At 38.6% G+C, this 24216-nt stretch carries 46 protein-coding genes; 2 read left to right on the top strand and 44 right to left on the bottom strand.

What is annotated here, in order from left to right; all coding sequences use genetic code 11:
* Nucleotides 1-290 precede the first annotated feature (290 nt).
* The 44 genes from LC048_RS13560 to LC048_RS13775 all read right to left on the bottom strand — a co-directional run bounded on the left by LC048_RS13560 (nucleotide 291) and on the right by LC048_RS13775 (nucleotide 23108).
* On the bottom strand, nucleotides 291-677 hold the full coding sequence (locus tag LC048_RS13560; protein WP_226600497.1) for a hypothetical protein: 387 nt from the start codon (nucleotides 675-677) through the stop codon (nucleotides 291-293).
* Between the two features lie 14 nt (nucleotides 678-691).
* The gene (locus tag LC048_RS13565) at nucleotides 692-1291 is read right to left on the bottom strand and encodes a major tail protein (protein ID WP_226600496.1); all 600 of its coding nucleotides are present in this window, start codon (nucleotides 1289-1291) and stop codon (nucleotides 692-694) included.
* Nucleotides 1292-1606, bottom strand: a complete 315-nt coding sequence (locus LC048_RS13570; RefSeq protein WP_226600495.1) for a hypothetical protein — start codon at nucleotides 1604-1606, stop codon at nucleotides 1292-1294.
* The gene (locus LC048_RS13575; RefSeq protein ID WP_226600494.1) at nucleotides 1603-1968 is read right to left on the bottom strand and encodes an HK97 gp10 family phage protein; all 366 of its coding nucleotides are present in this window, start codon (nucleotides 1966-1968) and stop codon (nucleotides 1603-1605) included. Before LC048_RS13575 ends, LC048_RS13570 begins: the two co-directional genes overlap by 4 nt.
* Nucleotides 1961-2260, bottom strand: coding sequence for a phage head closure protein (locus LC048_RS13580; RefSeq protein ID WP_226600493.1), 300 nt, complete (start codon nucleotides 2258-2260; stop codon nucleotides 1961-1963). Before LC048_RS13580 ends, LC048_RS13575 begins: the two co-directional genes overlap by 8 nt.
* Nucleotides 2261-2262: 2 nt before the next feature.
* Complete coding sequence (locus LC048_RS13585) at nucleotides 2263-2556, bottom strand: head-tail connector protein (RefSeq protein ID WP_226600492.1); 294 nt, start codon at nucleotides 2554-2556, stop codon at nucleotides 2263-2265.
* Between the two features lie 2 nt (nucleotides 2557-2558).
* Nucleotides 2559-2822, bottom strand: coding sequence for a hypothetical protein (locus LC048_RS13590; protein WP_226600491.1), 264 nt, complete (start codon nucleotides 2820-2822; stop codon nucleotides 2559-2561).
* A gap of 20 nt (nucleotides 2823-2842) precedes the next feature.
* Nucleotides 2843-4078 carry a phage major capsid protein gene (locus LC048_RS13595; protein WP_226600490.1) on the bottom strand — a complete coding sequence of 412 codons (1236 nt, stop codon included), beginning with the start codon at nucleotides 4076-4078 and terminating at the stop codon, nucleotides 2843-2845.
* A 12-nt stretch (nucleotides 4079-4090) separates the two neighbouring features.
* The gene (locus tag LC048_RS13600; protein ID WP_306047941.1) at nucleotides 4091-4705 is read right to left on the bottom strand and encodes an HK97 family phage prohead protease; all 615 of its coding nucleotides are present in this window, start codon (nucleotides 4703-4705) and stop codon (nucleotides 4091-4093) included.
* Nucleotides 4686-5915, bottom strand: a complete 1230-nt coding sequence (locus LC048_RS13605; RefSeq protein WP_226600488.1) for a phage portal protein — start codon at nucleotides 5913-5915, stop codon at nucleotides 4686-4688. Before LC048_RS13605 ends, LC048_RS13600 begins: the two co-directional genes overlap by 20 nt.
* A gap of 44 nt (nucleotides 5916-5959) precedes the next feature.
* Nucleotides 5960-7648, bottom strand: coding sequence for a terminase large subunit (locus LC048_RS13610; protein WP_306047942.1), 1689 nt, complete (start codon nucleotides 7646-7648; stop codon nucleotides 5960-5962).
* Complete coding sequence (locus LC048_RS13615; RefSeq protein WP_226600486.1) at nucleotides 7645-8010, bottom strand: hypothetical protein; 366 nt, start codon at nucleotides 8008-8010, stop codon at nucleotides 7645-7647. The genes LC048_RS13610 and LC048_RS13615 overlap by 4 nt, the downstream gene beginning before the upstream one ends.
* Nucleotides 8011-8118: 108 nt before the next feature.
* Nucleotides 8119-8406 carry an HNH endonuclease gene (locus LC048_RS13620; protein WP_226600485.1) on the bottom strand — a complete coding sequence of 96 codons (288 nt, stop codon included), beginning with the start codon at nucleotides 8404-8406 and terminating at the stop codon, nucleotides 8119-8121.
* Nucleotides 8403-8648, bottom strand: a complete 246-nt coding sequence (locus LC048_RS13625; RefSeq protein WP_226600484.1) for a hypothetical protein — start codon at nucleotides 8646-8648, stop codon at nucleotides 8403-8405. Before LC048_RS13625 ends, LC048_RS13620 begins: the two co-directional genes overlap by 4 nt.
* Nucleotides 8645-8812, bottom strand: coding sequence for a hypothetical protein (locus LC048_RS13630; RefSeq protein ID WP_226600483.1), 168 nt, complete (start codon nucleotides 8810-8812; stop codon nucleotides 8645-8647). The genes LC048_RS13625 and LC048_RS13630 overlap by 4 nt, the downstream gene beginning before the upstream one ends.
* A 182-nt stretch (nucleotides 8813-8994) precedes the next feature.
* Nucleotides 8995-9267: a hypothetical protein gene (locus tag LC048_RS13635; protein ID WP_226600482.1), complete on the bottom strand. Its 273-nt coding sequence runs from the start codon at nucleotides 9265-9267 to the stop codon at nucleotides 8995-8997.
* A gap of 2 nt (nucleotides 9268-9269) precedes the next feature.
* Nucleotides 9270-9722, bottom strand: coding sequence for an ArpU family phage packaging/lysis transcriptional regulator (locus LC048_RS13640; protein WP_226600481.1), 453 nt, complete (start codon nucleotides 9720-9722; stop codon nucleotides 9270-9272).
* Between the two features lie 61 nt (nucleotides 9723-9783).
* The gene (locus LC048_RS13645) at nucleotides 9784-9960 is read right to left on the bottom strand and encodes a hypothetical protein (protein ID WP_226600480.1); all 177 of its coding nucleotides are present in this window, start codon (nucleotides 9958-9960) and stop codon (nucleotides 9784-9786) included.
* Nucleotides 9957-10373 carry a hypothetical protein gene (locus tag LC048_RS13650; protein ID WP_226600479.1) on the bottom strand — a complete coding sequence of 139 codons (417 nt, stop codon included), beginning with the start codon at nucleotides 10371-10373 and terminating at the stop codon, nucleotides 9957-9959. Before LC048_RS13650 ends, LC048_RS13645 begins: the two co-directional genes overlap by 4 nt.
* Nucleotides 10374-10404: 31 nt before the next feature.
* A complete protein-coding gene (locus LC048_RS13655; protein WP_226600478.1) occupies nucleotides 10405-10614 on the bottom strand; it encodes a hypothetical protein in 210 nt (69 codons plus the stop codon).
* An 81-nt stretch (nucleotides 10615-10695) separates the two neighbouring features.
* Nucleotides 10696-11658: a hypothetical protein gene (locus tag LC048_RS13660; RefSeq protein WP_226600477.1), complete on the bottom strand. Its 963-nt coding sequence runs from the start codon at nucleotides 11656-11658 to the stop codon at nucleotides 10696-10698.
* Between the two features lie 172 nt (nucleotides 11659-11830).
* Nucleotides 11831-11953 (bottom strand): DUF3983 domain-containing protein, encoded by a 123-nt coding sequence (locus LC048_RS13665; RefSeq protein ID WP_226600476.1) that lies wholly within the window; start codon nucleotides 11951-11953, stop codon nucleotides 11831-11833.
* Nucleotides 11953-12309, bottom strand: a complete 357-nt coding sequence (locus LC048_RS13670; RefSeq protein WP_306047943.1) for an organic solvent tolerance protein OstA — start codon at nucleotides 12307-12309, stop codon at nucleotides 11953-11955. Before LC048_RS13670 ends, LC048_RS13665 begins: the two co-directional genes overlap by 1 nt.
* Before the next feature lie 16 nt (nucleotides 12310-12325).
* The gene (locus tag LC048_RS13675; protein ID WP_226600474.1) at nucleotides 12326-12859 is read right to left on the bottom strand and encodes a dUTP diphosphatase; all 534 of its coding nucleotides are present in this window, start codon (nucleotides 12857-12859) and stop codon (nucleotides 12326-12328) included.
* Nucleotides 12856-13086, bottom strand: coding sequence for a hypothetical protein (locus LC048_RS13680; protein ID WP_226600473.1), 231 nt, complete (start codon nucleotides 13084-13086; stop codon nucleotides 12856-12858). Before LC048_RS13680 ends, LC048_RS13675 begins: the two co-directional genes overlap by 4 nt.
* Nucleotides 13086-13295: a hypothetical protein gene (locus LC048_RS13685; RefSeq protein ID WP_226600472.1), complete on the bottom strand. Its 210-nt coding sequence runs from the start codon at nucleotides 13293-13295 to the stop codon at nucleotides 13086-13088. The genes LC048_RS13680 and LC048_RS13685 overlap by 1 nt, the downstream gene beginning before the upstream one ends.
* A gap of 9 nt (nucleotides 13296-13304) precedes the next feature.
* Nucleotides 13305-13553: a hypothetical protein gene (locus LC048_RS13690; RefSeq protein ID WP_306047944.1), complete on the bottom strand. Its 249-nt coding sequence runs from the start codon at nucleotides 13551-13553 to the stop codon at nucleotides 13305-13307.
* Nucleotides 13554-13627: 74 nt separating this feature from the next.
* The gene (locus LC048_RS13695; RefSeq protein ID WP_226600470.1) at nucleotides 13628-14980 is read right to left on the bottom strand and encodes an ISL3 family transposase; all 1353 of its coding nucleotides are present in this window, start codon (nucleotides 14978-14980) and stop codon (nucleotides 13628-13630) included.
* 93 nt (nucleotides 14981-15073) lie between these two features.
* Nucleotides 15074-15535 carry a hypothetical protein gene (locus tag LC048_RS13700; protein ID WP_226600469.1) on the bottom strand — a complete coding sequence of 154 codons (462 nt, stop codon included), beginning with the start codon at nucleotides 15533-15535 and terminating at the stop codon, nucleotides 15074-15076.
* A 122-nt stretch (nucleotides 15536-15657) separates the two neighbouring features.
* A complete protein-coding gene (locus tag LC048_RS13705) occupies nucleotides 15658-16197 on the bottom strand; it encodes an ERCC4 domain-containing protein (RefSeq protein WP_226600468.1) in 540 nt (179 codons plus the stop codon).
* On the bottom strand, nucleotides 16194-16604 hold the full coding sequence (locus LC048_RS13710) for a YopX family protein (protein WP_226600467.1): 411 nt from the start codon (nucleotides 16602-16604) through the stop codon (nucleotides 16194-16196). The genes LC048_RS13705 and LC048_RS13710 overlap by 4 nt, the downstream gene beginning before the upstream one ends.
* A 2-nt stretch (nucleotides 16605-16606) precedes the next feature.
* A complete protein-coding gene (locus tag LC048_RS13715; RefSeq protein WP_306047945.1) occupies nucleotides 16607-17032 on the bottom strand; it encodes a hypothetical protein in 426 nt (141 codons plus the stop codon).
* A 274-nt stretch (nucleotides 17033-17306) separates the two neighbouring features.
* Nucleotides 17307-19661: a phage/plasmid primase, P4 family gene (locus tag LC048_RS13720; protein WP_306047946.1), complete on the bottom strand. Its 2355-nt coding sequence runs from the start codon at nucleotides 19659-19661 to the stop codon at nucleotides 17307-17309.
* 85 nt (nucleotides 19662-19746) lie between these two features.
* A complete protein-coding gene (locus LC048_RS13725; protein WP_226600464.1) occupies nucleotides 19747-20223 on the bottom strand; it encodes a DUF669 domain-containing protein in 477 nt (158 codons plus the stop codon).
* Nucleotides 20224-20225: 2 nt separating this feature from the next.
* Nucleotides 20226-20915: an AAA family ATPase gene (locus LC048_RS13730; RefSeq protein ID WP_226600463.1), complete on the bottom strand. Its 690-nt coding sequence runs from the start codon at nucleotides 20913-20915 to the stop codon at nucleotides 20226-20228.
* Entirely contained in the window at nucleotides 20916-21137 is a 222-nt protein-coding gene (locus LC048_RS13735; protein WP_226600462.1) for a hypothetical protein, read from the bottom strand. It lies immediately after the preceding gene.
* Nucleotides 21138-21140: 3 nt separating this feature from the next.
* Nucleotides 21141-21332, bottom strand: a complete 192-nt coding sequence (locus tag LC048_RS13740; protein WP_226600461.1) for a hypothetical protein — start codon at nucleotides 21330-21332, stop codon at nucleotides 21141-21143.
* On the bottom strand, nucleotides 21304-21543 hold the full coding sequence (locus LC048_RS13745; protein ID WP_226600460.1) for a hypothetical protein: 240 nt from the start codon (nucleotides 21541-21543) through the stop codon (nucleotides 21304-21306). Before LC048_RS13745 ends, LC048_RS13740 begins: the two co-directional genes overlap by 29 nt.
* Nucleotides 21544-21735 carry a hypothetical protein gene (locus LC048_RS13750; protein WP_226600459.1) on the bottom strand — a complete coding sequence of 64 codons (192 nt, stop codon included), beginning with the start codon at nucleotides 21733-21735 and terminating at the stop codon, nucleotides 21544-21546. It abuts the gene before it with no gap.
* Nucleotides 21732-21917, bottom strand: a complete 186-nt coding sequence (locus LC048_RS13755) for a hypothetical protein (protein ID WP_226600458.1) — start codon at nucleotides 21915-21917, stop codon at nucleotides 21732-21734. Before LC048_RS13755 ends, LC048_RS13750 begins: the two co-directional genes overlap by 4 nt.
* 93 nt (nucleotides 21918-22010) lie before the next feature.
* Nucleotides 22011-22355, bottom strand: coding sequence for a hypothetical protein (locus LC048_RS13760; protein WP_226600457.1), 345 nt, complete (start codon nucleotides 22353-22355; stop codon nucleotides 22011-22013).
* The gene (locus LC048_RS13765; RefSeq protein WP_226600456.1) at nucleotides 22318-22527 is read right to left on the bottom strand and encodes a hypothetical protein; all 210 of its coding nucleotides are present in this window, start codon (nucleotides 22525-22527) and stop codon (nucleotides 22318-22320) included. Before LC048_RS13765 ends, LC048_RS13760 begins: the two co-directional genes overlap by 38 nt.
* A gap of 228 nt (nucleotides 22528-22755) precedes the next feature.
* Nucleotides 22756-22920, bottom strand: a complete 165-nt coding sequence (locus LC048_RS13770; protein WP_226600455.1) for a hypothetical protein — start codon at nucleotides 22918-22920, stop codon at nucleotides 22756-22758.
* Between the two features lie 2 nt (nucleotides 22921-22922).
* The gene (locus tag LC048_RS13775; protein WP_226600454.1) at nucleotides 22923-23108 is read right to left on the bottom strand and encodes a helix-turn-helix transcriptional regulator; all 186 of its coding nucleotides are present in this window, start codon (nucleotides 23106-23108) and stop codon (nucleotides 22923-22925) included.
* 254 nt (nucleotides 23109-23362) lie between these two features.
* On the opposite strand from LC048_RS13775, the gene LC048_RS13780 reads away from it, so the two are divergent.
* Nucleotides 23363-23731, top strand: a complete 369-nt coding sequence (locus tag LC048_RS13780; RefSeq protein ID WP_226600453.1) for a helix-turn-helix domain-containing protein — start codon at nucleotides 23363-23365, stop codon at nucleotides 23729-23731.
* Nucleotides 23732-23867: 136 nt separating this feature from the next.
* Complete coding sequence (locus tag LC048_RS13785) at nucleotides 23868-24101, top strand: helix-turn-helix transcriptional regulator (protein ID WP_226600452.1); 234 nt, start codon at nucleotides 23868-23870, stop codon at nucleotides 24099-24101.
* Nucleotides 24102-24216 lie beyond the last annotated feature (115 nt).

Raw genomic sequence — 24216 nt, forward strand, 5'->3', positions numbered from 1 at the left:
GCGTCCTGCAGTTTTGTCGTGTTCCCGCCTATCTCAATTGTGATACCGCGTATCCTTTTACTGGCCATGTTCTCACCTCACCTTAAACAAAAATAAAACCCACTAATAATAGTGGGCTGTCTAGAATGAATCAAAATCCGATTGGCTTGCCTTGCGAACCTTTTCTGACTCTGGTTTTTGTAATTCAATGTAGTGATCAATAAAATCCAATACCATACCGATTGTCATATCTTCCAAGTCATGACTAGTTAATCCGCATTTATATGCTAAACCCACAAACAGCTCAGTGGTTACTTCTTCCGTCTCTTCCCCTGAGCTTGAGGCTTTTTTTTTGTTTGAATCGATGCTGAAATGATATCCATTAATTCGATAGTGACTTCTACGATAGGGAAACTATCAAATTCATCGAGCCAGCTCATTAAATCAGGAACATCTTTGTTTGCTGTTTTAGCAAGTGTCCAAACCACACGATAGAAAACATCGAAATCCAAATTGGCTATATTGATATCGTCTGGTTTGATATCATCTGGATTTTCAATATCCCCGTCCACAAGATCCATAAGCTTATATATGTCCGCAAAATAATCACGCTGAAACTGCGCCTTGTATCTCAAAGGCACAGCACCAGAAGACTTAAACTTAATTTTTTCATCGTCAATGGTAAGAGTTTTCTCCATTAGTTATTCACTCCTTAAACCTGTGGAGTCTTTTGGTATACAGTATCAAACCATGAATCATAAATAGCAGGTGGTGTTGTTGCAGTTGTTTTCGTTTTTACCAACAACTTATCGGCAATTTTAATTGGAGATGCTGCCAATGTAAGTTCTTTTGGAGTAATCTCAGTGCTTCCTGTTTTCGTTGAACCGCTTACTCCAGGGCGACTTGCTTGGCAGTTATACATAACGTGTCTAACTGCTTGTTTATCTCCTTCAAATTGGAATAATAATGCGAACCTTTTCTTTTGTGCATCTGCCACTTCGTTCAAAACTCCGTCAGTCTCGTCTAGTTGTTCACCTAAAGCATCGATTGCAAATTGCTGTGGGATATTTGCAATACTTAATGTTGCTTCATAGCCTTGATTGGTATCCACTAAGTAGTAAACCATGTTGTCAGCATGAAACGGTGTAGATTCTCCACTTGGAGTTGACGTCATACTCACAGCACCTGGAATAGGTATCGGTGTATCAAAGGTTACCACACCATCTACTTCTGTGTATGGAGCGTAATGAACATTGGAAAGTCCGTACTCGACTTTGTTATCAGAAAAAAACTGTAAGTCTAGCTTTAACATCTAAATCAACCTCACTTCATATAATTTTTGATATAGGTTTTCAGACTGAATATATTGACCTGTGGAGGTATATGGAATTTCATATTTATCAAAAACCCCTTCAAGTTTTCCTTCTGCATTCAAGTCTTTTTTGATGCTATATAACTCAACTTGGACATCTGCCATCTTATGATAAGTCTTATTGTCTGCATCAAATGAAGGGTTGAATGCTTCTAAATAAACCAAATACGGCAATTGTGGAGGACTGGAGAAGTGTGAATAAGTAACAGGATAACCCGCTTCATCTAATATTCTTTTAAACTCAACTAAGGTCATCGTTTGATCACTCCTTCCACCCGCTCCATAAATTTTTTCACAGCCTTATCCTCTACTGGTGCCATATGAACTTTTGCCGGCACTCGGCCGCCGCCTCTTTTTGCGTGTCCTTTTTCCAGCAAGTGGGTTATTTGATGCTTCTTGTTGTATACCACCGTTGAATCTCTAAACTTCTTTCGTGTCCAACCTTCCCGGTAATCGCCTGATACATCTTCATGGGCAGATGTGCTTCTTAAATCTTTAATAGCTTCCTTTGTCACGTCGTTTGATGCTTTTAATATTTCTTCTTCAATTTCTTCGGTATATTCCACTAACTCCTTGGCTATTTCGGCAGCTAATTTGTCAATGTTGATATTACCCACCGGCTCTCACCTCGCCATATAGCTCTGTCTTGCCATCTTTGCGCTCGTATGACCTGTAAATACGATAGACCTTGCCGTCATACTTAACACTTTCTTCTTCCTGGTAATCAAGCGTGTGGACGATTATAACAATACTCGCTTTTATGTCATTTAGGCCAGCTTGAAAAAATTCATTCTGTGGAACACTCTTTTTCTTGCAGAATACTTGTCTGGAATAAGTTTCAATTTCATCAACTTGCCCAAGATCATCTTCCACAATCTCAATTGATGGGAAATACGCTAAATCGTTCATCGTTACACCACCGGTACATCTGAATAATCAGCTGATAATGACAAGTGTTGTTTCAGTAGGTCATAGGATCGCTGATACTTTTCAGACTTGTCTTTATCCTCTTCAAAGTCAGCTTTTGCATAAAGTTTGATGGCTCTTTTGATTAATGGATCTACATCAATTTCTTCTTCAGCAATAACAGAAGAAACCCCGGACAGGATTAAATCCGCCCGGGCCTCTTCGATAAGATCGGTTATTTCATCATCAAGTTCATAATGCGATACTCTTAATGATTTTTTGATATCTTCCAATAACATGGTTATTCACCACTCTTTTGTAGGTCCTTTTCAGTTGCAGAAGCTTCCTTTTTCCCTTTAACCTTTTCACCGTTGGAAAGTTCATACCAACCTCCGCCAGTGTGTTTAGGGAATTCAGCGCCTTCTTGCACATCTGCACTTGCCAAGTAGCCTTTTTCAACTAAAAAAGCAACCCTATCGGAGTTGTCATTCTCGTAAAGGTCGCCTCTAAAATAGACTTCTTTGGTTTCTTTATCCTGGAATCTTTTAATTACCTTTTTAGACATATGTTATCTCTCCCTTCTCATTAGACTGTTGGAGTCATTTCAAGGATTACAAAAGCCTTGCTGTCAAGAACGTCTCCATCCACAATTGCATAGCCCATGTAATCTGTTAAACGTTCGCGAACATGATCTTCTCGATACATCGTGATGTCTTCATTGATATTTGCGACATATCCAGCATTAACATTACCTACAAGAATTTCCCCGTCAGGAATTGCAGCATCAGGTTTGATAGACCTTCCGAGAATACGACCTACTCCTCCTGCTTGTACATCAGCAATAAACATCGGACGGCCTTGGCCATCAACAACATTCGCAAGAGTGTTCCAGATAGTTGTGTTGTTTGCGTAAATAGTAGCGCCATTCACATAAGATGAATGAAGAGCCGCCATTAGACCTGTTAAATTGTTAAATGCTACACCGTCAGCTTCAGCATAAGCTTTGATTTGTGGTGTGTTCGCTTCTGCTTTAAGAACCGTTTTAATACCTCGTGGTTCAGGCTTGAATGTGTCACCGCCACCTGGTTTACCTTTACCCACATATACTGCTGTTGATAAAGAGATACCCATACGATCCCCGATTTCACGGATGATGTATGCTTCAAACTCAGCAAGAGCCATCTTCTTGAGTTTCCAAGTGACTTGAACAGCCTTAGCAAGCTCGCAGCCAGTAAGGTCAAGCTGTCCGAAGCCAAGTTGGTCAGTGTCAACCACATCTTCTTCATCGTACCATTGGGCATTGACAGAGTTTGTGGAAGACTTGATCATTGATAGGTTGCCTTTAACATTGAATTTACGTACATCAGCCCAAAGAGGATATTCCTCTTCTGCACGTTTCCAGATGCCGGCTGCAACTGTTTTCGGAATAAGAATTTGAGTGTTTTCAGTATTGTGCGTGAATGCACGGTACTCATCATTAACATGATCCATTGCATCCCGTTCTTCTGCAGAAAGAGTAGCACCCATCATAGTTTTTACCCAAGCTGAACGATATTCGTCTGTCTCATACGCTTCTTGCCATTTCATGCTACGAATTTCTACTTTATCAGAGCGAGTTTCGGTTGGCTTAGGAATTTCACGAGTTTCAACTTGTCCCATCTGAATGCCTTCGGCAAGCTTACGCTTTTCGATGATTTTTGACTCCTCTTCCTGCAGCTGGCGCAGCTCTTCCTCGATTGCTTTTACATCAACTTCCTGATCACCTTCAAGCAAAGAACGGATTTCCTGTTTTCTAGCTAAGATTTCTTGTAAACGATTCATTAATATTTCCCCCTATAGGTAAGTTTTTAAGATTAATTGTTTGCGCAATTCCTTGTTTTCAAGCTGCTTTTTTTCTTCTAAATAAGCCTTGTATGGATCCTCGCTTCTGGCAGATACCTGGCTATCTGGATATGCCGGGAAGCCTACAGGGCTTATTTCAAATAAATCCGCCTGAGTAATGGTTCTAACTACATTATCAGGGTCCGCTTCATCCCATTCTTGTTTTAACATTCTAAAACCAAAAGAAACGCCGTCAACATCACCGCGTTTAATAGTTTCATATGCATCATTTCCAAGAGTTGTATTGGGTAAATCCAATTCAAAACGCAGGCCAATATCATCCTCATACAGCCTTAAAGTGCCGTTCTTTGTCCGGTCTAAAACTTTAGAAGTGTCATGGGACCATAGAGCTCGCTGATCTTCTTTGTTAAGGGATTCTGTAAATGCCCCTTTTTTGAATTGCTCCCTAAACCTGGTGAACCATCCCATGGTGTGAGACTTCATCTCCCACTTTACTGCATAGCCTGTAATGGTACGCTGGCCATCTTCAGTTTCACGCAGCTCAATTGTTGATTGTGGAAGTTCACGCTTCTCCGTCACTGGAGGATCAATCTTCTTCTTTGTCATCCGTCTCACCTCCTTTCGATTTACCTACTTGATACTCGTCAGCTTTATCGGCATTGACCACATTCAATGTCTGAATATGTTTTTCTCCTCCTTCAATAGGTGAAAGGTTGAAGATGTCACGTCCTTCATTTTTGCTAAGCATTCCAAGTGGCATAAGCTCTTTAATAAGATTGACCTTTGTTTTTGTGGAAGCATATTGAAGGCGATTTGCTTCGAAAATAATTTCATTTCCGTGGCCTTGCTCCCGATCGCTGAAAATTTTATATGTCGTTTCCAGGCTTAACTGAATGGCGATAGGCTCGATTACATTTTCATAAAAGGCATCCCATTCATCTTCGTTGTAATTACTCATGACAATTTTTTTGTTCACATTGAAATATTTGTAAACTTTCTCCTCAATGGTTGCCATTTGTTTATCATCAACCATCTTTGGATCGTTCTTCAGTTCCTGATATTCGGCTTTAGCATCAAGAGCCGCAATCCCACCATTATTGGAAACGTCCATATAATCTTTAACGAAATCATCTCGTTGCTTTTTAATATCCTCAGGTTTCAACATTGCATTGGTAAACTTAATCAAACCACGCAAAAAGGCTGACGATTTGACAGCATTGATAATGCCTTCGTCAGTTGTGTGGATTAAGTCTAAAGTTGGAAGCAATGCTTTTGAGTTGGATTCTCCAAACATATCATTTCGGTTGTAAAACTTCCTCAAGTGAATGAAATCCGAATATGGAGCAGTTAGTTTTTGTCCATTTGGAAATTGGAATTTTACAAAGAGGATATTTTGTGCCTCTACCAGCTCAACACTCGACAAATCCACAGGATATAGTCCTGATACTAATCCTGTGGAAGTATCCCATTTGATGTAAACGAAAGCATTATTGTAAAGTTCCCTTTGTGTCACAACCTTATAAATAAAATCATAAGAACTCATGAATTCATTCGGTCTGACAGTCAGCAATCTTTCCAACTGCCCGTTCACATGCTTAACATCGCCATTTAAACGACGTATATGTTTTGGCTTTAATTTGGCAGCATTCGAAGCGATAGAATGAATGGCACTCCTCACGATATCAGAAGTGTAAGGATCATCCCCGAAATCAGAAAAAACAGGAGTGAATCCATTCATAAATTTAAACTGTGTTTCATTAGTCAGCTGCTTTGGCTCTTTTCCAAAGATCCTGTCCCATATACTCCGTTTTTGCATTAACTCACCACCTTTCTAGGCAACAAAAAAACACCTTCCTGGTGTTAGATAATTGCCGTATAGTCACTATAATGTTTTTGCAGAACAACATAAGCGATGATTAAACTTACCGCTCCATCTATTCTCATTTTTTGGCTTAGTCCCTTCACAGGACGGATGTTTTCATTCTCATCCATCTTGATTGAGGTATTAGAAAGACACCATTTGAGTACAGGGTTTTTATTGTAATTCACTTTCTTCGCTTTGATTGCTGCTTCTAAGAGTTTCATAGGCTGAGACATTGTTTTAGCCCCCTGCCGTACTTCTTCCATTTCAAAACCATAATCCATCATTTCTTTGGTCCAGTATTGAGAATTCCAACTATCATAACCGAGCCATAAAGGTCGAATGTCATATTCATTAATCATTTCCATATACCATGCTGTAACCATAGAATAATCAACTTTATGACCAGGTGTAGCCCTTACATAACCTTTCTCAATCCATTTATCATAAGGTATTTTGTCCTCGTGGATTTTCTTCTCAATCATTTCTTCAGGGATAAAATACTTTTGCAACACATATAACATGTCATCCCCTGGCTTCTGAAGAATTAAGGATCCGCAAGTTAAGTCCGTCGTACTACTTAAGTCAGTACCGGCCACCGCGTAGCACCCTCTAAGTTCTTCCATGTCATATGTTAGTTCATTATCAATATCTTCAAAGGATAACCAAGACTCTGTGGAGGTCTCTCTGATATTAAAATCCTTTGTAAGCAAGTTTTTAACCAAAAGGGAATTGGCTTTCGCCTTATTCACCTTAGTCTCAAGGTTATCAACCTTTTTTATGGTTCCAAGACCCGGATTTGCTTTCTTCCAAGATTCTGGATTTGTCCATTCATCTCGCTTATCCAATTCATAAATAACAGGAAGGAAACGGTCGTCCTTATAACCATTTGGGTCATCAAAACCTTCGAGCAGCATCTTTGCCTCGTCGTATTTCATGTCATAAACTGATTCCCGGACGGTACCAGCTGTCGTGATCATGAGGATGAGAGGTTGCTCACGCGCCGATGTGCCGTCCACAATGACATCATATAGATTCTTGTCTGTCCAAGCGTGTATTTCATCCAATGAAGCTCCATGAACATTCAGACCATCTAGTGTATCGCTATCACTACCGACCGGTTGAAAAGTGCTATCGTTAAAATCAGCATTGATTTCCTTTACAAGTGTTTTCATCCTTTTGGATAAAACAGGTGACTTCTTCACCATTCGTTTTGATTCCAGCCATACAATTTTCGCCTGTTTTTCTTTTGTTGCTACTGCATAAATTTCCGCACCGCCCTCGCCGTCTGCGACTTGGAGGTAGAGGCAGATGCCGGAGGATAGGGTAGACTTTCCATTTTTACGCGCAACAACTAAAAAAACCTCGCGATATTTGCGAGTGCCATCAATTTTATGAATAAATCCAAATGTAGCAGCTACAAAAGCCTTTTGCCATAATTCTAAATCAATCGGCTTCCCGTCCCATTTTCCTTTAGAGTGTTTGCAATAATTCTCTATAAACTCCAATGCGTGATTGGCACGTTTTGCATTGTATTCGTAAACAGAATCCTTATCGTACACGTCAGCAGCAAGTTTTTTATATATCCGCCTGACCTTTTGGCCGACAACTTCCTCACCGGATTCAATTTTCGCCCAATATTCAAGGACGGGATTATAGGCTAATGGATATTGTTTTCTTAGTTTCATCTTTTACTCACGAATTCATCGAATCCATCGCTTTCGTCTTCCACACTCAAGCCTTCCTTAGGAAGCAAATTGAATAATTTTTCGTATGCTGAGGTGTACCTATTAATCATGGCATTGTAAGACTTCTGAGCAGGATTCTCCACAATCATTTCTTGAGCTCCTTGCTTGAATAAATACACCGGGCCTTTCGATTTGATTGTGTCCTCCAGGATCTGCAGAGTAACTGTCATAAAAGCAACTCGTTCAATAAGCCGCTGGGCCACTTGCTTCTTATCTTCCTGTAAGTATTGAAAAATATGATTAAATCTTTGTATTTCATCCGCGATTAATTCATCTTGCTGTTTCTTGCTTAATTTCGCCATAAAATTGATACCCCCCCTCATACAAAAATGGCTTGTGTATTCACCCGACCTCACCTCTTCGGTCCTTTCGAGGTCGTCCAAAAAAGCTGAACCGGGGGGTGTACTTGTTTATTTTCTAATTAAATTTCCATCATTATCGAATAAAAGGCCTTCTGCTGTTACTCCATTGCTATGATGTTCTTGATTGTGGCAATCTTGGCATAGCAGCTCAAGGTTATCATGGTTTAATGTGACCATTGGATTGTGTATGTTATCAGGCGTGATGTACTTCTTATGATGGACTATCTTACCTGGTGCTGCACATCTTTCGCACAATCCGAACTTGGATTTGAAATAGGATTCTCGGCATTTCTTCCAGGCTGTTGATTTGTAGAACTTGCGGGCGAATGGTTTCATTTAAGACCTAAACCTTCCATTCGTATACGTCTGCCCGCACTCTCTTCATCAGTACGTACAAGAAAACTCGGTTTAGACATCGCTTGTAAAATAGTGATGATACAAAGATTAATTTCTTCTTTCACATCATCATTAAGGTTTTCATCATCAAGTAATGAACGCAAATAATCAATCTCTTTTTTACGCTCTTCGAATAGATTTACAAATTCAACTTTAGGTTCGTTAATATGCCATAGTTTCATTTTCTCCTAACAGCTCCTCTCACCCGTTTGTAAGTATCCCGATTCTTTCCCATGATTTCTTCCCAGTCTTTCCTGGTCATCTCATTTGGAGGCTTTTCTCTTCTGGATCGTAAACGGTTCAGATGCTGCTTTTGTTCCTTTGGTAAACATTCAGCTATTTTCATATCCATCATCCTTTCGTCCAAATAAAAAAGCACCCAAGTAATTGGATGCTCGCCCGTGTCTTTGATATATTTCGTTAATACCATATTAGCAGGTTAGAAACCTAATGCTCATTCAACATTCAATTTAGATTCGTTGTTGAATCGTTTTAAAAACTATTCTTTCAATGAATTTTAAGGAAAACTCAATCTGTTTTCTCTTTCATGGCTAATCCCCTTAAACGTAATCTTTCCTTTTCTTCTTCCGATAAAATGCGTTGCTTTTTCATAGAAACTTGTTTCTCTGATAATTCACCTTTTACACATATCGGTCGGCTGTTTTCTTCTTCCACAATCTCCATTTCTCCGATGGACATCAATTTACGGATATGTTTCGGAACCGTCGAGTATACTTTCCATACGTTGTTATCATAATCAAAAGCCAGGACTGTTTCTTGCTCAGACTTTGCATAACCCATTGTTAAACCTCCTTCTTTTTATAGACTTCTATTTTCAGAGCCAAAGCCAATTTATAAAATATCCTTGGTTTGAACTTCTGGTGATAATAGGACTCGCTCATTCCCATAGCGTTATAAACTTCATAATCGTAAAGTTCCTCGTCTCCCAGGTATCTCATAATGACTGCTTCTCTTTCCTTTGGAGATAACCTATTAACAGCTTTCCGGAATCTTTCCACATATTCCACACATTCACGTTCTTGATCTACTTGGTGTATTGCAATATCTTCAGTTGTTGAATGAAATCCATTGGTGTTTGAAGGAGGGATAAGTGAATAAGAAGCTGTCACTTTGGGTAAACGTTCTTCTGGTACTGTCATTAGATACATCCGATAGGTTTCAATGGCATTTTCTACATTTTGCTGAGTTTGTTTCCGGTCTATTTCAGGAAGTTTAAACAAAACTTGTTTCCCCACCTTTGGAATCCCTCCTGTGATAAAATGAATTGGGTATAGTCAGGAGGATTCCTGGCTTTTTTTATTTTTCGATAAAAGCATTGCTGCCGAATCGCTTTTTCATATTGGCGTGTGTATCTGCTTCAAGTGAAACGAACGAACTTCCTTTTGGTCGTTCGGTTGATTTGATTGGATATTTTTTGATGTAAGCCTGGCGTTCTTCCTCAGTCATCTTCCAGACGGTTACTTTGCCAATCATGATAATCCCTCCTTTAATTTGCCTTCCTTCCGCATCCGTTTAACTTTTTCTTTTACCTGTTCTCTTGTTCGTCCTAATACCTCAGCGAGCCCCCTGTTGATTCCATGACGTACTCTTCCGTTATCATCAAAGCAATCATGTTCTTTGAAATAGTTCTCAATCAGCCTCTCTTCTTCACCCGTCCAGGCACGATTCGGACCAATGAACATGATTCCACTTTTGACGGCACCTATCATTTCAAGAATTTCAAAGCCAAATTGTTTCGCATCGCCAGCACACAGAATATAATCACTATCATTGTTATCGGTGATAAAGGTGAAAAACACTTTACATTTGGTTTCACATCCACAAATACTGTTTCGTCTTTTTCCTGATAACTTTGTTAAATCACCTTTCTGGATGAAAGGAATCATGTTTCAATCCTCCTTTCGCTACATACTCGAACTATGCAGTAAAATCAATTTCTGTCCTACCTTCTTCATATGCTTTTTCTAATAAAGTCCTTACTGATTTTCTCGTTAATCTCGTCATTTTTATATGCCCGAAATGACAGATGAAGTAAGGTACTTCATTGACAAGGATTCTTTTGTCTTTATATTTTGTGACAATTCCCTTCACTTCTTCTTCCAACTCACGACCACAAAGGCACTTCATTTTTATCACCCTTTCTGTGTCACATTTTTGGTCAATACCTCATCTAAACTATTTAATTTATTGGATGTTTGATTGATTAAGCTAATTGAAGTCAACAAAACATCCACAGCCGCCGATATCCCATATGTCACACTGGACAGGTTCTTTCTCCAATTCTTCAAGGGATTTTGTTTTCATGAAAGTGAATTGCTTTTTAATGTCTTGTCCTTTATGGTCCCTACCGAATAGCCAATTCTTTGTATGCTTATTAGAGTCAATAATGTGTTGGATTTTCGCTGACTTTTCACCAGTACTAACAAACTCCCAAACATCTTTGTACATATGATCCTTAACTTTTCCGCTCCTAATTGCCGGTTGCTTCGCATAGCGGATATAGTCGCTTATAACAATTTCCTGCTCCATGAGTTCAATGAAGGTTTTTTCATCCTTCATCAGCAAGTTCTTGTAATGACCAGCCCCTGCCTTCACACAACGCCCTTTGCAATTTGCATGAGCGAACTGCATGTCATATAACCTACATTGACGGATATCGTACTTTCTCAAAATCTCATCATTATCTATAACATTTTCGATTAACGGCATTTCAACTTTAAAAGGCTTCCAGTTATGCCTTATTGGTCCCTCTCTGTGCATTTCCTCGAATCCAATACCAAAGTATAGGGTTGCGTCAGAAATGAAATCTTCGCCTTTCAGGTAATGCCTGTTATGCCATTTTTCAACCTCAGGAACAATGCCTTTCTTCAAAAAGTTGGAAGATACTTTCATCTTCAACTCTTTACTGCAGGTTCCCACCCGATTATTAGCCATGAATTTTTGCTGAACCATTAACTGAGGAGGCGTAATCCCTCGGCTGTGGATCAGCATAGGAAGTTCTAACTTGTCACTGGATTCATAGATGAATCTATAAAGGTCTTCATCCTCCCACATGGTGTCAGTAAAGTACAAAACAATATTGTCATCCGGGAAGGTTGTTTTAACATAATCAGCTACTGAGAAACTGCTCTTTCCACCAGAAAAGAATATGATATGGTTTTGTAACCTCAAGTGAATTCCCCCATTCTAAACCGTGAATTTGTATTATTCGTGACTGATATTTACAATTCCCATAAGCGTTGATATGCTTAAATCCTCTATTATTGATTTACTCACCAAAAAGAGTAGCCTTTAAGCCATGTTGCCTCACCAGCTTCATGGCTTTTTGGTTTTTACTGGGAAACTATTTACCTTTTAAAATACCGGCTTTCACAAATATGTTTCTCCAGGCTACGGCTAACGATTCATTCCGACGGCGGGCAAGAGATTTGCCCAACCGTCTTTTTTGTTTTCTTTTGTTTTTCATCATTCAGCCTCTGGTACTTCGTCATCATCGCCATAATCATCAAGCAAGAATTCTTCGCCTTGCACTTCAACATTCCCCTGGCTGTCCACAGAATACTCAAGTCCTTCATGGTCATCGATGCTCATTTGTCCTTCTGGCGCACTATCTTTTTCTGGACGACTCTCCATCACTTCTCTTGGAGTTTCATAAGCGTATGTTAAATCGATTAGAAAATACTGACCGTACTTGTTGTATTTCTCAGCGATCTTGTGCATTTGTAGATAATCATTTTCCTTTGCAGCCGAAACGATTTCCTCTGCTTCCTCACGAGTGTCTGCATAGTGTTGTTCCTTTTGATTAAGTTGTACTTTTGCCATTGTTTAACCCTCCTAATTAATATCCGTTATTTTGACGTTCATGATTTACTGCATTTTTAGCCAGGTATGCAGCCGTTATTTGGTCCCAAGTGAAACCCAGCATTTCTCCAAGACCTTTGTAATGACTCAGTAAATCCAAATATCTGAATCTGTTTTTTTCCTTGAGCAAATTACTAACAGAATCATAGATTTTTATAAACTGATCAATCACTGTTCCTTTAAGTTGGGAAGACGCAATTTCAACTTTATATCCAAGCTCTAATCCGATGGATAGAATAAAATGCAGTCCGTCCACATATTCTTCAAGGAGCGGGTTGTAAAAATCTGCATCATCCAAGTCCATATATGGAGCGCGTGATTTGTATGTTCTTGGCTCCTGATCCTTACTCCATTTTTTAAACCCGCGCCATTCGTTAGCACATTCACTGACTTCAACTAACAAAGCAAGTACTTTCCAATCGAGATTATCTTTGTTTTTTAATTCCGGATGCTCGACAATGATGTGATTATCGAGAGCCTGCTGCATTTCAAACATCTGAATAAGTTTCACTTTTTTACCTCCTGGAAGTATTCTTTTCCGAAGTGATTTACGATTTTCTCCATCATCTTCGGGCCGATACCAGGTACTTTTTCCAAACCGTCGAACTTATCAGCGAATAACATGCAGGCACTGTATTTTCCCTGGTCGAAACCAAAGTGAGTACCTTTGCGATAGCCTTCTTGATAACCTTCCTCCCTGGCTTTAGCAATGACTGGATTTACTTTTTTCGGCTTCATTAGAACCACCTATTTTCATCTTTCTGAATATCGATTTCTCGAAAAGACGCGAGAACCAATTCGATTTTCATTTCTTCATAACTTAATTCATTGATGGGAACACCTTGCTGCGATTTCGTTACACCTAATTCACTCAACTTCTCCAGAACAAAGTTCACTTTCAACGACTGTTGCAGTTTGTTTTTAGTAACCGTTCCAGCTATCCCCATGATGTTCACCTACAATGCTTTCAAAGCAGCTTCATAAGCCTGCTTGTAGTGATCGCGTTGTTCCCGAGCTAGTTTCAAACTTTTCTCAAGCCCAAGCTTTTCAGTTGCCATATCCATATAACTTTTATAGCGAGTTTTACCTCTAAGCTCCTTGATTACTTCCCTTTGAGTTTCCACTTCGGTTACAAGCCAATTGATACTAATGAGACGGAACCGACCGTCCCTGACCTCATGTTTGATTTCAGCTAACTTATCCACATCTTATCCCCACTTTCTTGATATTTTTTAAAATGGGTATTTAACTTTGAAGGTGAAATTGATGGGATAAACCATCAGAAATCACCCTCTTCCAATAATTTACTTAATGTGATTAAGTCCACTCCACAATTCAGAATTGTAGGTTCATCTGCTTGAACTGTGATAGGCTCAATTGTATTAAATCTACCGCCCCATAATTTATCAAAGCGTTTGAATTGCATTTCGTCATTATACTTAGGCTTCTTGATTGTTGCTTCTGTACCGTATAAAACCTTTGCTCTTAACACGTCAAATGAGTACCCCTTTCCTGCCTTCTCTACCGATTTAATGATATTGTTAATTGATTCGGTGTAGGCGTTTGTGAATGGTCTATCGAAGTAGTTAAATATCTCCGTTTTATTATTGTTAAAAGTCTTTTTGATTTCCTTAAATTCCTTCATGTCATTAGGTATTTCGCTTTCCCATTTGGTGAAGCGTTCTAATGCTTCCTGTTTGTCCTTAGATAGCTTATAAATGTCTCGTAAACCCTCTTTTAACCAGTAAGCTGTCTTTAGCTCTGGAAACAACTCAAACCACTCATTACGCTTCAATATCTCCTTAAACTCCAAGTCCTCTTGGTTCTTTAAGAGAACCCATCTATCGTAAGTTAGAAGGCGTTGCTCCTTCTTAGGTAATCCTTTCTTAACCTTGATACGAATAGCGTCTAAGGCTCTCTGTGCGTACTGTATAACGTGAAATTTATCAGTAACAATATAGCAATCAGGAACTAATTCTTGTAAAGCGTATTTATAACCTGAATACATATCAATCGTTGCTACCTCAATGTTCTTGTAACCTTCCATACGCTGTATTGTCTCTTTAACAGTACGTTTAGTGTTATCCTTCGTAATCTCCAATAATTTGAAGTTCTCGGTGTCAGTGAACACTCCACGCATTGTCTTATTGAGATGTGCCTCGTCAATCCCTAAAACTCTTGGAGCTACAAGATAACGGTCACGTTCCATATCCTCTACATACTCTTCAAAGTACCGTCTAACACTTGTATGAGATATGCCATATTCATCTGCAATGTTTGTAAATGGTTTCTTTAAAGCTAACTTTTTCATATGCTCTTTAAGTCGTTTAGTAACCTTGTCGTTACGGTCAACACTATCAAGAAGCTCGTAGAAAGTACCATCACAGAATGGGCATTTCCACCTTCTATGGCGTATGATGATTCGCACAGCTTTACCATGCATCGATATGTCGGATACGGTACGCTCCTTTACTTGATGCCTTTTAAATTCTGCATCTGGGTTAGTGTATTCTGATTTAATTTCACCGCAATTGGTACAAATGAAAGGCGGTTCGATTCTCTCTACAGTAAAGCGATAAAAGTGTTCGTTTTGTTCTTTTAGTAATACTTCAAATTCTGGTAAGTTTAACATTGTCTTTTCACCTCGAAAGTTGTCTATTATGATATAAAATCATTGTACAACTTTCGAGGTGATTAGTGAACTATCAGTGTGGTTTACGGTGTTTTATCTATCTTTTCTTACTGAGATAATTGACTTAGCATATTTATTTAACTCTTTCTCCCACCAATCAGCTTCCACTTTTTCAGTACCATTAGCTCTTGATAAAAGTAATTCCCAATCAATTTTTAAATCTCCGTTGTTTAAAGCTATTGTGTTACTTTCTAAATTATCAGGGTGAATACCAATCATCATTTGACCTTTAACAAAAATTGATATTCCTTCATTTTTGTAGAAATCTTCATCTTTCTCTTTTTTGCTTTTTGTCTCCACAATTTTAGCGATTTCACCTTTTTCATTTGTATAAATAGTCTTGTCATTTAGCTTTATAATAGAACTAATCATTTTAATGTCTTTAAGTTGTTCTGCCATGTTTTCTTCTACAATGACATTGCAATTACTAATAACCATATTCCCTTCAAAACTTTCTACATGAGAACCTGCACCATGAATTGTTTTTACTATCATTTTTGTTTCCTCCAATTTTTAATTAATGTTTTTTAGTCTAATCTCACCTTGATGTTTCAAGAAACTAAGTGGTACTCTAAAATTCTGTTAATCTATTTATCACTCTGAAAGTTCAATATCCTTTAAAATATCCCTGTTTTCAGGTAATGCTTTGCTTGATAGTAAAAATGATGATATATCCAGTTGCCGGAATACTTTTGGTCCAGGTATACGATTTCAAAATTGTATTTCGCTTTGAAGGTATTCAACCGGCCGAGCAATGCCAATGGATTGTATTTCGAGCGATACTCACCTTTCAGCATCTTTTCGTATCCATGCAGGTCTTCCACAATCAATGTGAATGGAATGTCCTTCGAGCGTATCAACTCATTTTCAAAAGCCGTTGCTGTATCCTTCTGGAGATTCCCTGTGATTTCATCGATGTGGGCTTTCCGTTCAACTCGACTATTCAAGAAAATGTCTCGAGCAATTCCAAGCTCTTCATTTTTCGGAATCATGCAGCCATAATCACCGGAATCTAGTTTTTGAATTTTGATTGGTATATCCTTCTGGTGAAGGTAATTCAGGATATGGCCGTTTACATTCTCCCTGGTATCGATAACGATCGTGAGCGTTTTGAGTATTTTGTTTAACTCGGTGTCTGTGTAGCTGTAATGAATCATTTTGATTTCTCCAGTAACTCATGGTTTTCGTAAAAGTTGCCTACTACAGTTAACTCGTTTGCCTTACTCATAACATGATGATTCAGAACTGCAACCCAACTGTTTTTATCGAAAAGCATATATCTACCTTCAAAGAATTTAATTTCATACAGGGATATTTTTTCTTCTGTCTTTTTTCCCCAATGCTTCAACATAGCCACTGCATAATCATCAGTTGCAATAATATCCCCCTCATAAATGTCCTTGCCGTTCTTGTCCTTTAGGCCGGTATATTGCATCAGTTCAACTTCATCGAATCTTCTCCATGCTTTATTTGTGTTGATTTGTTTGAAATCAAAGTCGATGTCATAGACAGGTATAATTTCTTTCAGATGCTTTTCCCATGCTCGAAACTTAATCTCCCTCATTCTCATGCTCCTTTCTTCGCATATGTAACAGCACGCTTAAACAACTCCTGGACCATTACATTGGATTTTTCATTTTCAAATTGCCGATAATCTTCATAGATGTCTTTCCAGCCACTTTTCGCCAGCACGATCATCCACTCGTTGAACAAATCAAGAGATTCCAAATCGGTGCAAAGCCAGTTGTTTAATTTATCGTTGTTCTGCCAGCCACAGATATGATGAACCATTTTCATTAACGTGGTTTTTTCATTACTGGCATCCTTCCAAGATTTGAACCAGGCATCGATTTCTTGGAAACTTTGTTCTGCAGCTTTCATCACTTCTGCTGGGATTAATTTTTGATTCTTTATTGCTACGCGATCATCAGTATCAAGATAGATATTTGCACCTGATTTCCAAATATCACTTAAAATTTTCAGAACCTGCAAATCTATCACCTCTGTTATTCAAATCTATTAAAACGCTACTGAATTGTTACTAAAAACAGCCGAAAATTAGCATTTGTTACTTTTTAATAACACCTTTCAACCTTAGAGCCACAAGGGATTGAACTACTTGTGTTACTTTTGTTACCTATTTTGGGCATTAACGCTCCTAATAGAATATATTTATATATATATTTTTTTGTTTATATATATTTTTAGTAACAAAAGTAACACTTGACAAAGAAAAAGTATGTTGAACCCTTGATACATAAGGGTTTTAAGAGAATTTAAAGGTGTTACTTTTAGTAACACTTTCGCTATTTTCATCATTATTCAGTAACTTTTGCTGAAAAAAAGTATCTTTTCGCTCGATTAAAGTAACACCTTTGATGAAATACTTGTTTCTGTTGCCGCGTTCTCTCTTTAACCCCTGGGATTCTAAAATCCGGTAAAACGCTCGGTTTCTTAATTGATGTTCACCATTTTTGAAGCACCAGTTGGAGTAAACTTCGTAAAGTTCCTTTGCTTCAATCTGGACATCTTCACGTTTGAAGCAACATTCGAATAAAAAGGGCCCCAATATATCCATTTCCTCTTTGTAATCGCCAGTTGCTTTCATTACGCTTGCTGGATCATTGAGTCCCGACTTCTGCCACTTCAAGCAACCCTCAATCGCCCAATTCAAGATCCCAGGCATTTCCAAGCTGAGTTTTTCCGGAAGCTTCTTATCTCGCTTTTCTTTCGGGAGCTGCAGGTTGAATGGTATTAAGCGAATTCTTCGCCAGATACCTTCATCCACACCTTTTATTACTGGCTTATGGTTTGTTGTGAAGAATACTTTGAACTCTGGAATAAACTCGAAGTATTCTTGTCGAAGAAATCGGACCAGCACCGGCTCTCCACCTGTTATCTGCTTTACAAAAGCTTCGGATAGTTGCTCTCCATCCTCACTTTCGATTGCCGATACAAACCGGGCACCTACTAATCTTGCAATATCGTTATTTGCTCCGGTTTCCTTTTTCTTGATAAACGTATCTGATTTGGCTTGCTTTCCGTATTCGCCCATCAGGTCCTTAATCGTATTGATGAAGGTTGATTTGCCGTTGGATCCACCGCCAATCAGGAAGACCATGATTTGTTCTGTAATCTCTCCAGTAAGGGAATAGCCGATTAACCGTTGCATGTATTCAACCAGCTCTTGATCACCCTGGAATATTTGGTCTAAAAAGCTTAACCATTCAGGACATTTAGCATCTTCGTCAAAGGCAATATTGGTTATTTTGGTTAAGCTCAGTTCCCGATCATGAGGCTGCAGCTGGCCAGTAGTTAAATCAACAATTCCATTCTCGAGATTGAACAAATATTTATAACGGTCAAAGTCTTCACGTTCTCCTGGAACCAATGGCATAAGGTCCTTGATGCTATTCATTCGAATATTCCTTCGCTCGCACATCCGGGCCCATTTGTTTTCCATTTCATCCTCTGATTTATATAAGCTTCTGAGCACCTTGGCAGTTATTCGTTCAATTTCTTTCTTGGTGTCCAGCTTCCATCGTTTGCCGTCCCATATCAGCCAGCCCATATCACTTACATATTTGATTACATGACCATATTCGTGCGCGATCCGTTCTGCATTCCCAAGTTCAGTTAATCTGAATTTCTTTTTCGGCTTGTCCTCCACAACTTCTTCTGTATCCCCTGCGTGAAAGTCGAAGGAAAATTCTTTGTATTGTTCTTTGTTATCCAGAATCGTTGTATGAGTTGATGAAATGGCTCTTGCTATCGTCCTTTCACCGTATGTCTCATTGGTGTCTCTGAAATGGATAACGTCCCATTTATCACGCATTAGGCCTGATTCCCGGAACATCGTATCCATTCTGGTTGATGATTTACCTGTCCAGAACGCAAGGTGATTACATAAAGCCAGGTCACTTGCTGAATGGTCATCATTAATCAGGTTCCCATTGCATAAAGACCGGATTTCGTCACCATTCTTACTGCGGAACATTTTCTCCCAGAGAGAATCGTTGGTGATTTTTAGTTCGTCCTTTTCAAATTCAGCTAAATTCACCCGACCTTGGATATCACTGTCATCGAAGTACTGCTCGAATACTTCAGCTAGTTCATCCGTCCGTTCATATACTTCATTGGAATTTTCTCTATTGCCTGTGAAGGTAAAGTATCGACCGTATGAGTAAATTTCTAAGCCGTGTTGCGTGTTTTTCCGTCCTGTCCCTAATACAGACTGTGGAAGATTCCCTTTAATGATGATATGGACACCTTTACCTGATGGAGAAAATTCAGTGTAACTATCCAAAGTGTCGATGATTTCTGTTGCGAAAGCGTTTGGTTTGCCATCCGTAACACACTTATCAATATCAATCCCGATGTAGTTATCCTGTCTGCTGAAAACGAACCCTATGCCGTCATATTCACCTTCCAGATAGAACTTGACTGCCGTTGCAAATGTTGACCAGGTGCGACGATCATTGGAGCGAGCTTCATTACCATCCGCTTGATATGGTATTTTTGTTGGCTTGTTATTTCGTTTTTCCGATTTCCACAAAATCCATTGAGGAAGGGCTTTTAATTCGGCTGGGATTTCGTTGAAATTGTATGGATTTTCTTTCATTTCGCCCTCCAGTAATGCTGTATTTCTCTATTTTGGGTATAAAAAAGAGAAGCCGGCCAAAACCAACTTCTCTATTTAGTTTTATTTAGAACGGGCAATCTTCATCGCTGATCGCTACACTTCCAGCCTGCATTGCTGGAGTCACGTCAGATGCATCGTAGTATTTTGCCTTAGCAGCTGTACGTTTTTCCTTAACGCCATCAACAACTTTTTCATATTCTTCATGCTTAACCGTGATTTTCAGGTTTTTGTTGATAAGCTGCTTCGCCATATCATCAGCAGAACTGAATGGATGACCATTTGGGAACCCGCAAGCTTTCAACAAAGAGTTGACGATTTTTACAGCAACCTCGTGTTCAAAAGTAAATGTGTTATAAAGAACTTTTGCACCTTGGTGAGCTTGTGGAACATCACTGCGAATTTCAAAATCAACAGACATTTTCGGTTTGCCGGCTTGAGTTTGACCAGCCTCAGCATTCACGATCACAGCTTCATACTTACCTTCCGCGACTAACTCAAATCCAGAACTTGCTTTTTCTTCATCGAATTTAAAGAATGACATTATTAATTTCCCCCTGCTTCATTTTTTGTGGATGGCATTATTAATTCCTCTTGCACGCAACCTTTGCGGTCATCAAGGTGATTCTTAGCAAAGATGCTCTGATTGCCTTCAAGAATAAATCCTCTGGTACCGTCTGCTTTGCGAATCAATCGAGCAACCACATGAACAATGCCCATAACGTGGTTGACAATCTTATCTCGGATATCCGGGATAAATTGGTTATATTGCTGGCCGTCATCATGGACAATACTTCGAGTAGTTTCCCAAGCAGTGTAGATGACATTTGCATCCAATCCATTAAAAGTTTCAACAACTTTTAGCAAGTGATTATCGAACAACGCATAGTCCTTTAATTCAGGCATTCCGCTTTTAGTTTTTTCACCTTTGTTCATTAGCCACAGCTTCTGATAATGAGTAAGGTTGTCCACGAAAATATTGTCGTATTTCGTGATGTTCCCTTTTGCAAATGCATAGAATTTTAGAATGCTATCATGTGGATCATCTACGTTAATTTTTGCGACATCGACATTTTCATATCCGGATAACACCTGGCTGGTTCCATCGATATCAAGTACCAATGTTCTTCCCGGCAGCAGACCTGCTAATGTTGTCTTACCATCCCCAGGCTTTGAATAGATGATGATTTTGGCCTTCTTACTTTTCGTGATTTGAGCTCCGTTTGTTAGTTCCATTCATTTCACCTCCCTTATAATCAAGCCCTGCCTGAACATATGAGCATCCCTTTGACGAATCGGCTTTGCTACCCAACGCCACTTCCGGGCATTGTTCCCAATCCTTTTATACAAGGCGTTCCATGCTTTTGTTTTACTTGGTTCCTGTATTCCAAATACAAATTGGCGAGATACATCACTCCAGATACCGAACATTCCAGTGTGTGATTCATGGAATTTCAATGGTTAATCACCACTTTCCGCTTTCAATTTTTCGATATGCTTATCAATGGCTTCCACAATTGAAATATGCTTTTCATTGGCTTCCTTTAGCAATACAATCGATTCTTCTTTCCGTCGAATGTCATCAAGATTATCTTGCAGCTGTCTTTTGTGGTATTTCTGCGCCCTAATCAGCTCGTCCAATATGATTTCCAAACAGTTTCCCCTCCCAACGAATCTCGATATCTTTCATATTGTGGACGGCTATGAAGTTACGAATCTCTTCTTCCACAATCTCGAATGGAGTTCCATTATCGAAATGTTTTTGGAACCTGAGATAAACTTCATCCTCGCTTGGTATCACTCCAAGTTCATCAAAACAGTAAGAGATATATCGATAAATGAGATATTGGATATTTGATTTCATTTACTTAACCGCTATTTCAAACACTTCATCTTGTGGATGGTAGGTAGCATAAGAAAACTCATGAAATTCTCCATCGATGAAAACTTTGTATTTCTTAATCAACTCAACGAATTTTTGGATATCTTTCAGTGACATTTTTGCGTTTTGAGGGTAACATTCCCCTTCTGTTGTCCATATTTCGACTTTAATCATTTTGGTTCCCCTTCTTTTTTGCTCAGCTCTTGATCCAGGCGTTCAAGCTCATCTGCAATTTCATCAAAAAGGGTACTTCCGCCGATTGTTTTATGATGTTTTTCTAACCAGTTGTAAATCGTCTGGAGTCTTTCATCCACAGGACTGAATACCGTCCTATCCTTGCTTTCGAAATAAGGCATTTTTTAACCTCCAGTTGATATTTTGTAATTTCTTGCATAAACTGAAGTTGTACAAGTATTCTTCAGGTTCCCATCAGTTGCAGCTGGTGGGATTTATTTTTGCCATGAAACCATGAACATTTTTTCCAACCATAGGCCTCGAACTTTCACTTCATAGCCCTCATTTTGATAATGGCTTTCTAACCTTTGAATAACCTTATCCATAATATCCTTTGATGAATTAATTATTAGATTTGCATTATAATTACCATTTGCAGCACTAATTTTTATCTTTTCATCAAGTTTTGTAACAGCTTCATTGAATAATTTATCAACCAATTTTGGTGCATTATCATTTGATAGTTTCCTAGCTTCAGCTGCGTTCGTTCTACTCACCTCCTTTAAAGTCGATTTCTTCGAACTACGCTGTAAAATCAATTTCTGTATTACCTTCTTCATACGCTTTTTCCAATAACGTTTTTACTGATTTTCTTGTTGTTCTCGCCATTCTTATATGTCCAAAATGACAGATGAAGTAAGGCACATCATTGATAATGATACTTTTATCTTTATATTTTGTGACAATTCCTTTTACTTCTTCTTCCAAATCACGACCACAAATACATTTCATCCCTCATCATCCTTTCTTAGTGAACTACATTGGTCAATTTGAAACGAATAACCCGAGGATCACGACCAGTGCCATAATTCCATAAGCGATTGCTGCCCAACCCCACTCATAATTTTCATTGGTTTCTTTATGGGCCAATCTCATTCAGTATTCACCCCTTTTAAAGTTAGAACCAATTTCGTTCATCAATTTTCGCCACCTGGCTAAAAGAGAAAGGCTTATTCAGCCTTAGTAACCTGCAGCCTTTATTTGCTGATGCATCAATCTCTTATAAAGCATTAAGCGATAGTTACGGTAAGTATATTTAGCTGGTAAAACTTTTGCTGGATGATGTGATACACGTTCAGCAACCTTACGAGTGTAGTAAGCAATGCGCTGGTCGATGATTTTCATTTTCATGCCTCCTTTTTATGCTTATTAATCCAAGTGACCAAATCATCTTTGATAACTCGTTTGGTTCTTCCGATGCGTACCAACGGAAAATCATTTTGCTCCATCAACTCATAAGCGTGACGCAAGCTAACACCCAAGATTTCCGATACATGCTTAGCGTTTAGCAATGCTGGATATTCTTGAACCATTCTTTATCCTCCCTTCGTATAAGTTGTCTTTTAGACAACATTTGCTTAAAATTTTTTTGTTGACTTTGTTTTGTTGTCTTTAGGTCAACTTATGACTTTATATTAATGCATGTTGTGCAATAGGTCAACATTTTTTTATATTTTTTTATTTGTATGCATAGTTTGTTGTCTAATCGTCAACAATATACCTGTATCTTGTGTGCTATTGTTACTATGACAAGTTGTCCTAAAGGACAATAGGAGGTGTGGTATGAATGAGTTATTTAGGATCTAGAATAAAGGAACTCAGGCAAAGAAAAGGTCTATCCTTGCGAGAACTAGGTGAGGAAATAAACATGAATTACAGCCATTTGTCCAGGCTTGAAAACGGGCAAAAGGTACCGAGTTTAGAGACCATTGAATTATTGGCAAATTATTTCGAAGTAAAGGCTAGTTATTTTTTGGATGAGGTAGATACAGAAGAATTAACCAGCAACGAAGAAGAATTTCTAAGGGATTTAGACCTGTCGCTCGATGACATAAAAGAGAAATACAATTTAAAGTTCGAGGGCAAACCATTATCTGATGATGAATTAAATGACATAGTAACGTACCTAAAAGTTAAACGAGGCTTAAAAAAATAACTACCTTTTTGAGGTAGTCGAATTTTTTTGTTCTTCTTTTTTTAGGATTTTAGCCAGTAACTGTTCTAACTTAATTTCTTTTTTAATCAACACGATCCAACTCCTTAGATATTTTAATGCGGGGGAATGGTGTCTTTTGACGGTCAAAGTCGGAAGGTGCCTGCTTCGAGATATCCTAAAGGTAAAAGGCATGAACATACAACAGTTGGCGAACCGGCTTGGAGTCTCCAGACAACAGATAAGCAAATATGTGAACGACAAGAAAAAGATGTCGTTTGAAACTGCTTTGAATGTCGCTGCTGTCCTCGATGTCAGTGTCATGGAACTATACGAAATCATTGAAGTGGGTACCAAAAATGGTAGGCGTTAGGCCTATCATCGACTTATCCGCACCCTTTAGGTCTCGGTCTTTATGTCGAAATAATACCACGTCAGAAATGCTAATTAAGTCGAATTTTGTCTAAATAAATAAAAAATGTTATTTA

The sequence above is a fragment of the Mesobacillus subterraneus genome, assembly GCF_020524355.2.
Lineage (GTDB): Bacteria > Bacillota > Bacilli > Bacillales > Cytobacillaceae > Mesobacillus > Mesobacillus subterraneus_C.

Coding starts and splice junctions, on each gene's coding strand:
- LC048_RS13560 (WP_226600497.1), bottom strand. CDS start 677: ATGGAGAAAACTCTTACCATTGACGATGAAAAAATTAAGTTTAAGTCT.
- LC048_RS13565 (WP_226600496.1), bottom strand. CDS start 1,291: ATGTTAAAGCTAGACTTACAGTTTTTTTCTGATAACAAAGTCGAGTAC.
- LC048_RS13570 (WP_226600495.1), bottom strand. CDS start 1,606: ATGACCTTAGTTGAGTTTAAAAGAATATTAGATGAAGCGGGTTATCCT.
- LC048_RS13580 (WP_226600493.1), bottom strand. CDS start 2,260: ATGAACGATTTAGCGTATTTCCCATCAATTGAGATTGTGGAAGATGAT.
- LC048_RS13585 (WP_226600492.1), bottom strand. CDS start 2,556: ATGTTATTGGAAGATATCAAAAAATCATTAAGAGTATCGCATTATGAA.
- LC048_RS13590 (WP_226600491.1), bottom strand. CDS start 2,822: ATGTCTAAAAAGGTAATTAAAAGATTCCAGGATAAAGAAACCAAAGAA.
- LC048_RS13595 (WP_226600490.1), bottom strand. CDS start 4,078: ATGAATCGTTTACAAGAAATCTTAGCTAGAAAACAGGAAATCCGTTCT.
- LC048_RS13600 (WP_306047941.1), bottom strand. CDS start 4,705: ATGACAAAGAAGAAGATTGATCCTCCAGTGACGGAGAAGCGTGAACTT.
- LC048_RS13605 (WP_226600488.1), bottom strand. CDS start 5,915: ATGCAAAAACGGAGTATATGGGACAGGATCTTTGGAAAAGAGCCAAAG.
- LC048_RS13610 (WP_306047942.1), bottom strand. CDS start 7,648: ATGAAACTAAGAAAACAATATCCATTAGCCTATAATCCCGTCCTTGAA.
- LC048_RS13615 (WP_226600486.1), bottom strand. CDS start 8,010: ATGGCGAAATTAAGCAAGAAACAGCAAGATGAATTAATCGCGGATGAA.
- LC048_RS13620 (WP_226600485.1), bottom strand. CDS start 8,406: ATGAAACCATTCGCCCGCAAGTTCTACAAATCAACAGCCTGGAAGAAA.
- LC048_RS13625 (WP_226600484.1), bottom strand. CDS start 8,648: ATGAAACTATGGCATATTAACGAACCTAAAGTTGAATTTGTAAATCTA.
- LC048_RS13630 (WP_226600483.1), bottom strand. CDS start 8,812: ATGAAAATAGCTGAATGTTTACCAAAGGAACAAAAGCAGCATCTGAAC.
- LC048_RS13635 (WP_226600482.1), bottom strand. CDS start 9,267: ATGGGTTATGCAAAGTCTGAGCAAGAAACAGTCCTGGCTTTTGATTAT.
- LC048_RS13645 (WP_226600480.1), bottom strand. CDS start 9,960: ATGATTGGCAAAGTAACCGTCTGGAAGATGACTGAGGAAGAACGCCAG.
- LC048_RS13650 (WP_226600479.1), bottom strand. CDS start 10,373: ATGATTCCTTTCATCCAGAAAGGTGATTTAACAAAGTTATCAGGAAAA.
- LC048_RS13655 (WP_226600478.1), bottom strand. CDS start 10,614: ATGAAGTGCCTTTGTGGTCGTGAGTTGGAAGAAGAAGTGAAGGGAATT.
- LC048_RS13665 (WP_226600476.1), bottom strand. CDS start 11,953: ATGAAAAACAAAAGAAAACAAAAAAGACGGTTGGGCAAATCTCTTGCC.
- LC048_RS13670 (WP_306047943.1), bottom strand. CDS start 12,309: ATGGCAAAAGTACAACTTAATCAAAAGGAACAACACTATGCAGACACT.
- LC048_RS13680 (WP_226600473.1), bottom strand. CDS start 13,086: ATGAAGCCGAAAAAAGTAAATCCAGTCATTGCTAAAGCCAGGGAGGAA.
- LC048_RS13685 (WP_226600472.1), bottom strand. CDS start 13,295: ATGGGGATAGCTGGAACGGTTACTAAAAACAAACTGCAACAGTCGTTG.
- LC048_RS13695 (WP_226600470.1), bottom strand. CDS start 14,980: ATGTTAAACTTACCAGAATTTGAAGTATTACTAAAAGAACAAAACGAA.
- LC048_RS13700 (WP_226600469.1), bottom strand. CDS start 15,535: ATGATAGTAAAAACAATTCATGGTGCAGGTTCTCATGTAGAAAGTTTT.
- LC048_RS13705 (WP_226600468.1), bottom strand. CDS start 16,197: ATGATTCATTACAGCTACACAGACACCGAGTTAAACAAAATACTCAAA.
- LC048_RS13710 (WP_226600467.1), bottom strand. CDS start 16,604: ATGAGGGAGATTAAGTTTCGAGCATGGGAAAAGCATCTGAAAGAAATT.
- LC048_RS13720 (WP_306047946.1), bottom strand. CDS start 19,661: ATGAAAGAAAATCCATACAATTTCAACGAAATCCCAGCCGAATTAAAA.
- LC048_RS13725 (WP_226600464.1), bottom strand. CDS start 20,223: ATGTCATTCTTTAAATTCGATGAAGAAAAAGCAAGTTCTGGATTTGAG.
- LC048_RS13730 (WP_226600463.1), bottom strand. CDS start 20,915: ATGGAACTAACAAACGGAGCTCAAATCACGAAAAGTAAGAAGGCCAAA.
- LC048_RS13745 (WP_226600460.1), bottom strand. CDS start 21,543: ATGAAATCAAATATCCAATATCTCATTTATCGATATATCTCTTACTGT.
- LC048_RS13750 (WP_226600459.1), bottom strand. CDS start 21,735: ATGATTAAAGTCGAAATATGGACAACAGAAGGGGAATGTTACCCTCAA.
- LC048_RS13755 (WP_226600458.1), bottom strand. CDS start 21,917: ATGCCTTATTTCGAAAGCAAGGATAGGACGGTATTCAGTCCTGTGGAT.
- LC048_RS13760 (WP_226600457.1), bottom strand. CDS start 22,355: ATGAAGAAGGTAATACAGAAATTGATTTTACAGCGTAGTTCGAAGAAA.
- LC048_RS13765 (WP_226600456.1), bottom strand. CDS start 22,527: ATGAAATGTATTTGTGGTCGTGATTTGGAAGAAGAAGTAAAAGGAATT.
- LC048_RS13770 (WP_226600455.1), bottom strand. CDS start 22,920: ATGAAAATCATCGACCAGCGCATTGCTTACTACACTCGTAAGGTTGCT.
- LC048_RS13775 (WP_226600454.1), bottom strand. CDS start 23,108: ATGGTTCAAGAATATCCAGCATTGCTAAACGCTAAGCATGTATCGGAA.
- LC048_RS13780 (WP_226600453.1), top strand. CDS start 23,363: ATGAGTTATTTAGGATCTAGAATAAAGGAACTCAGGCAAAGAAAAGGT.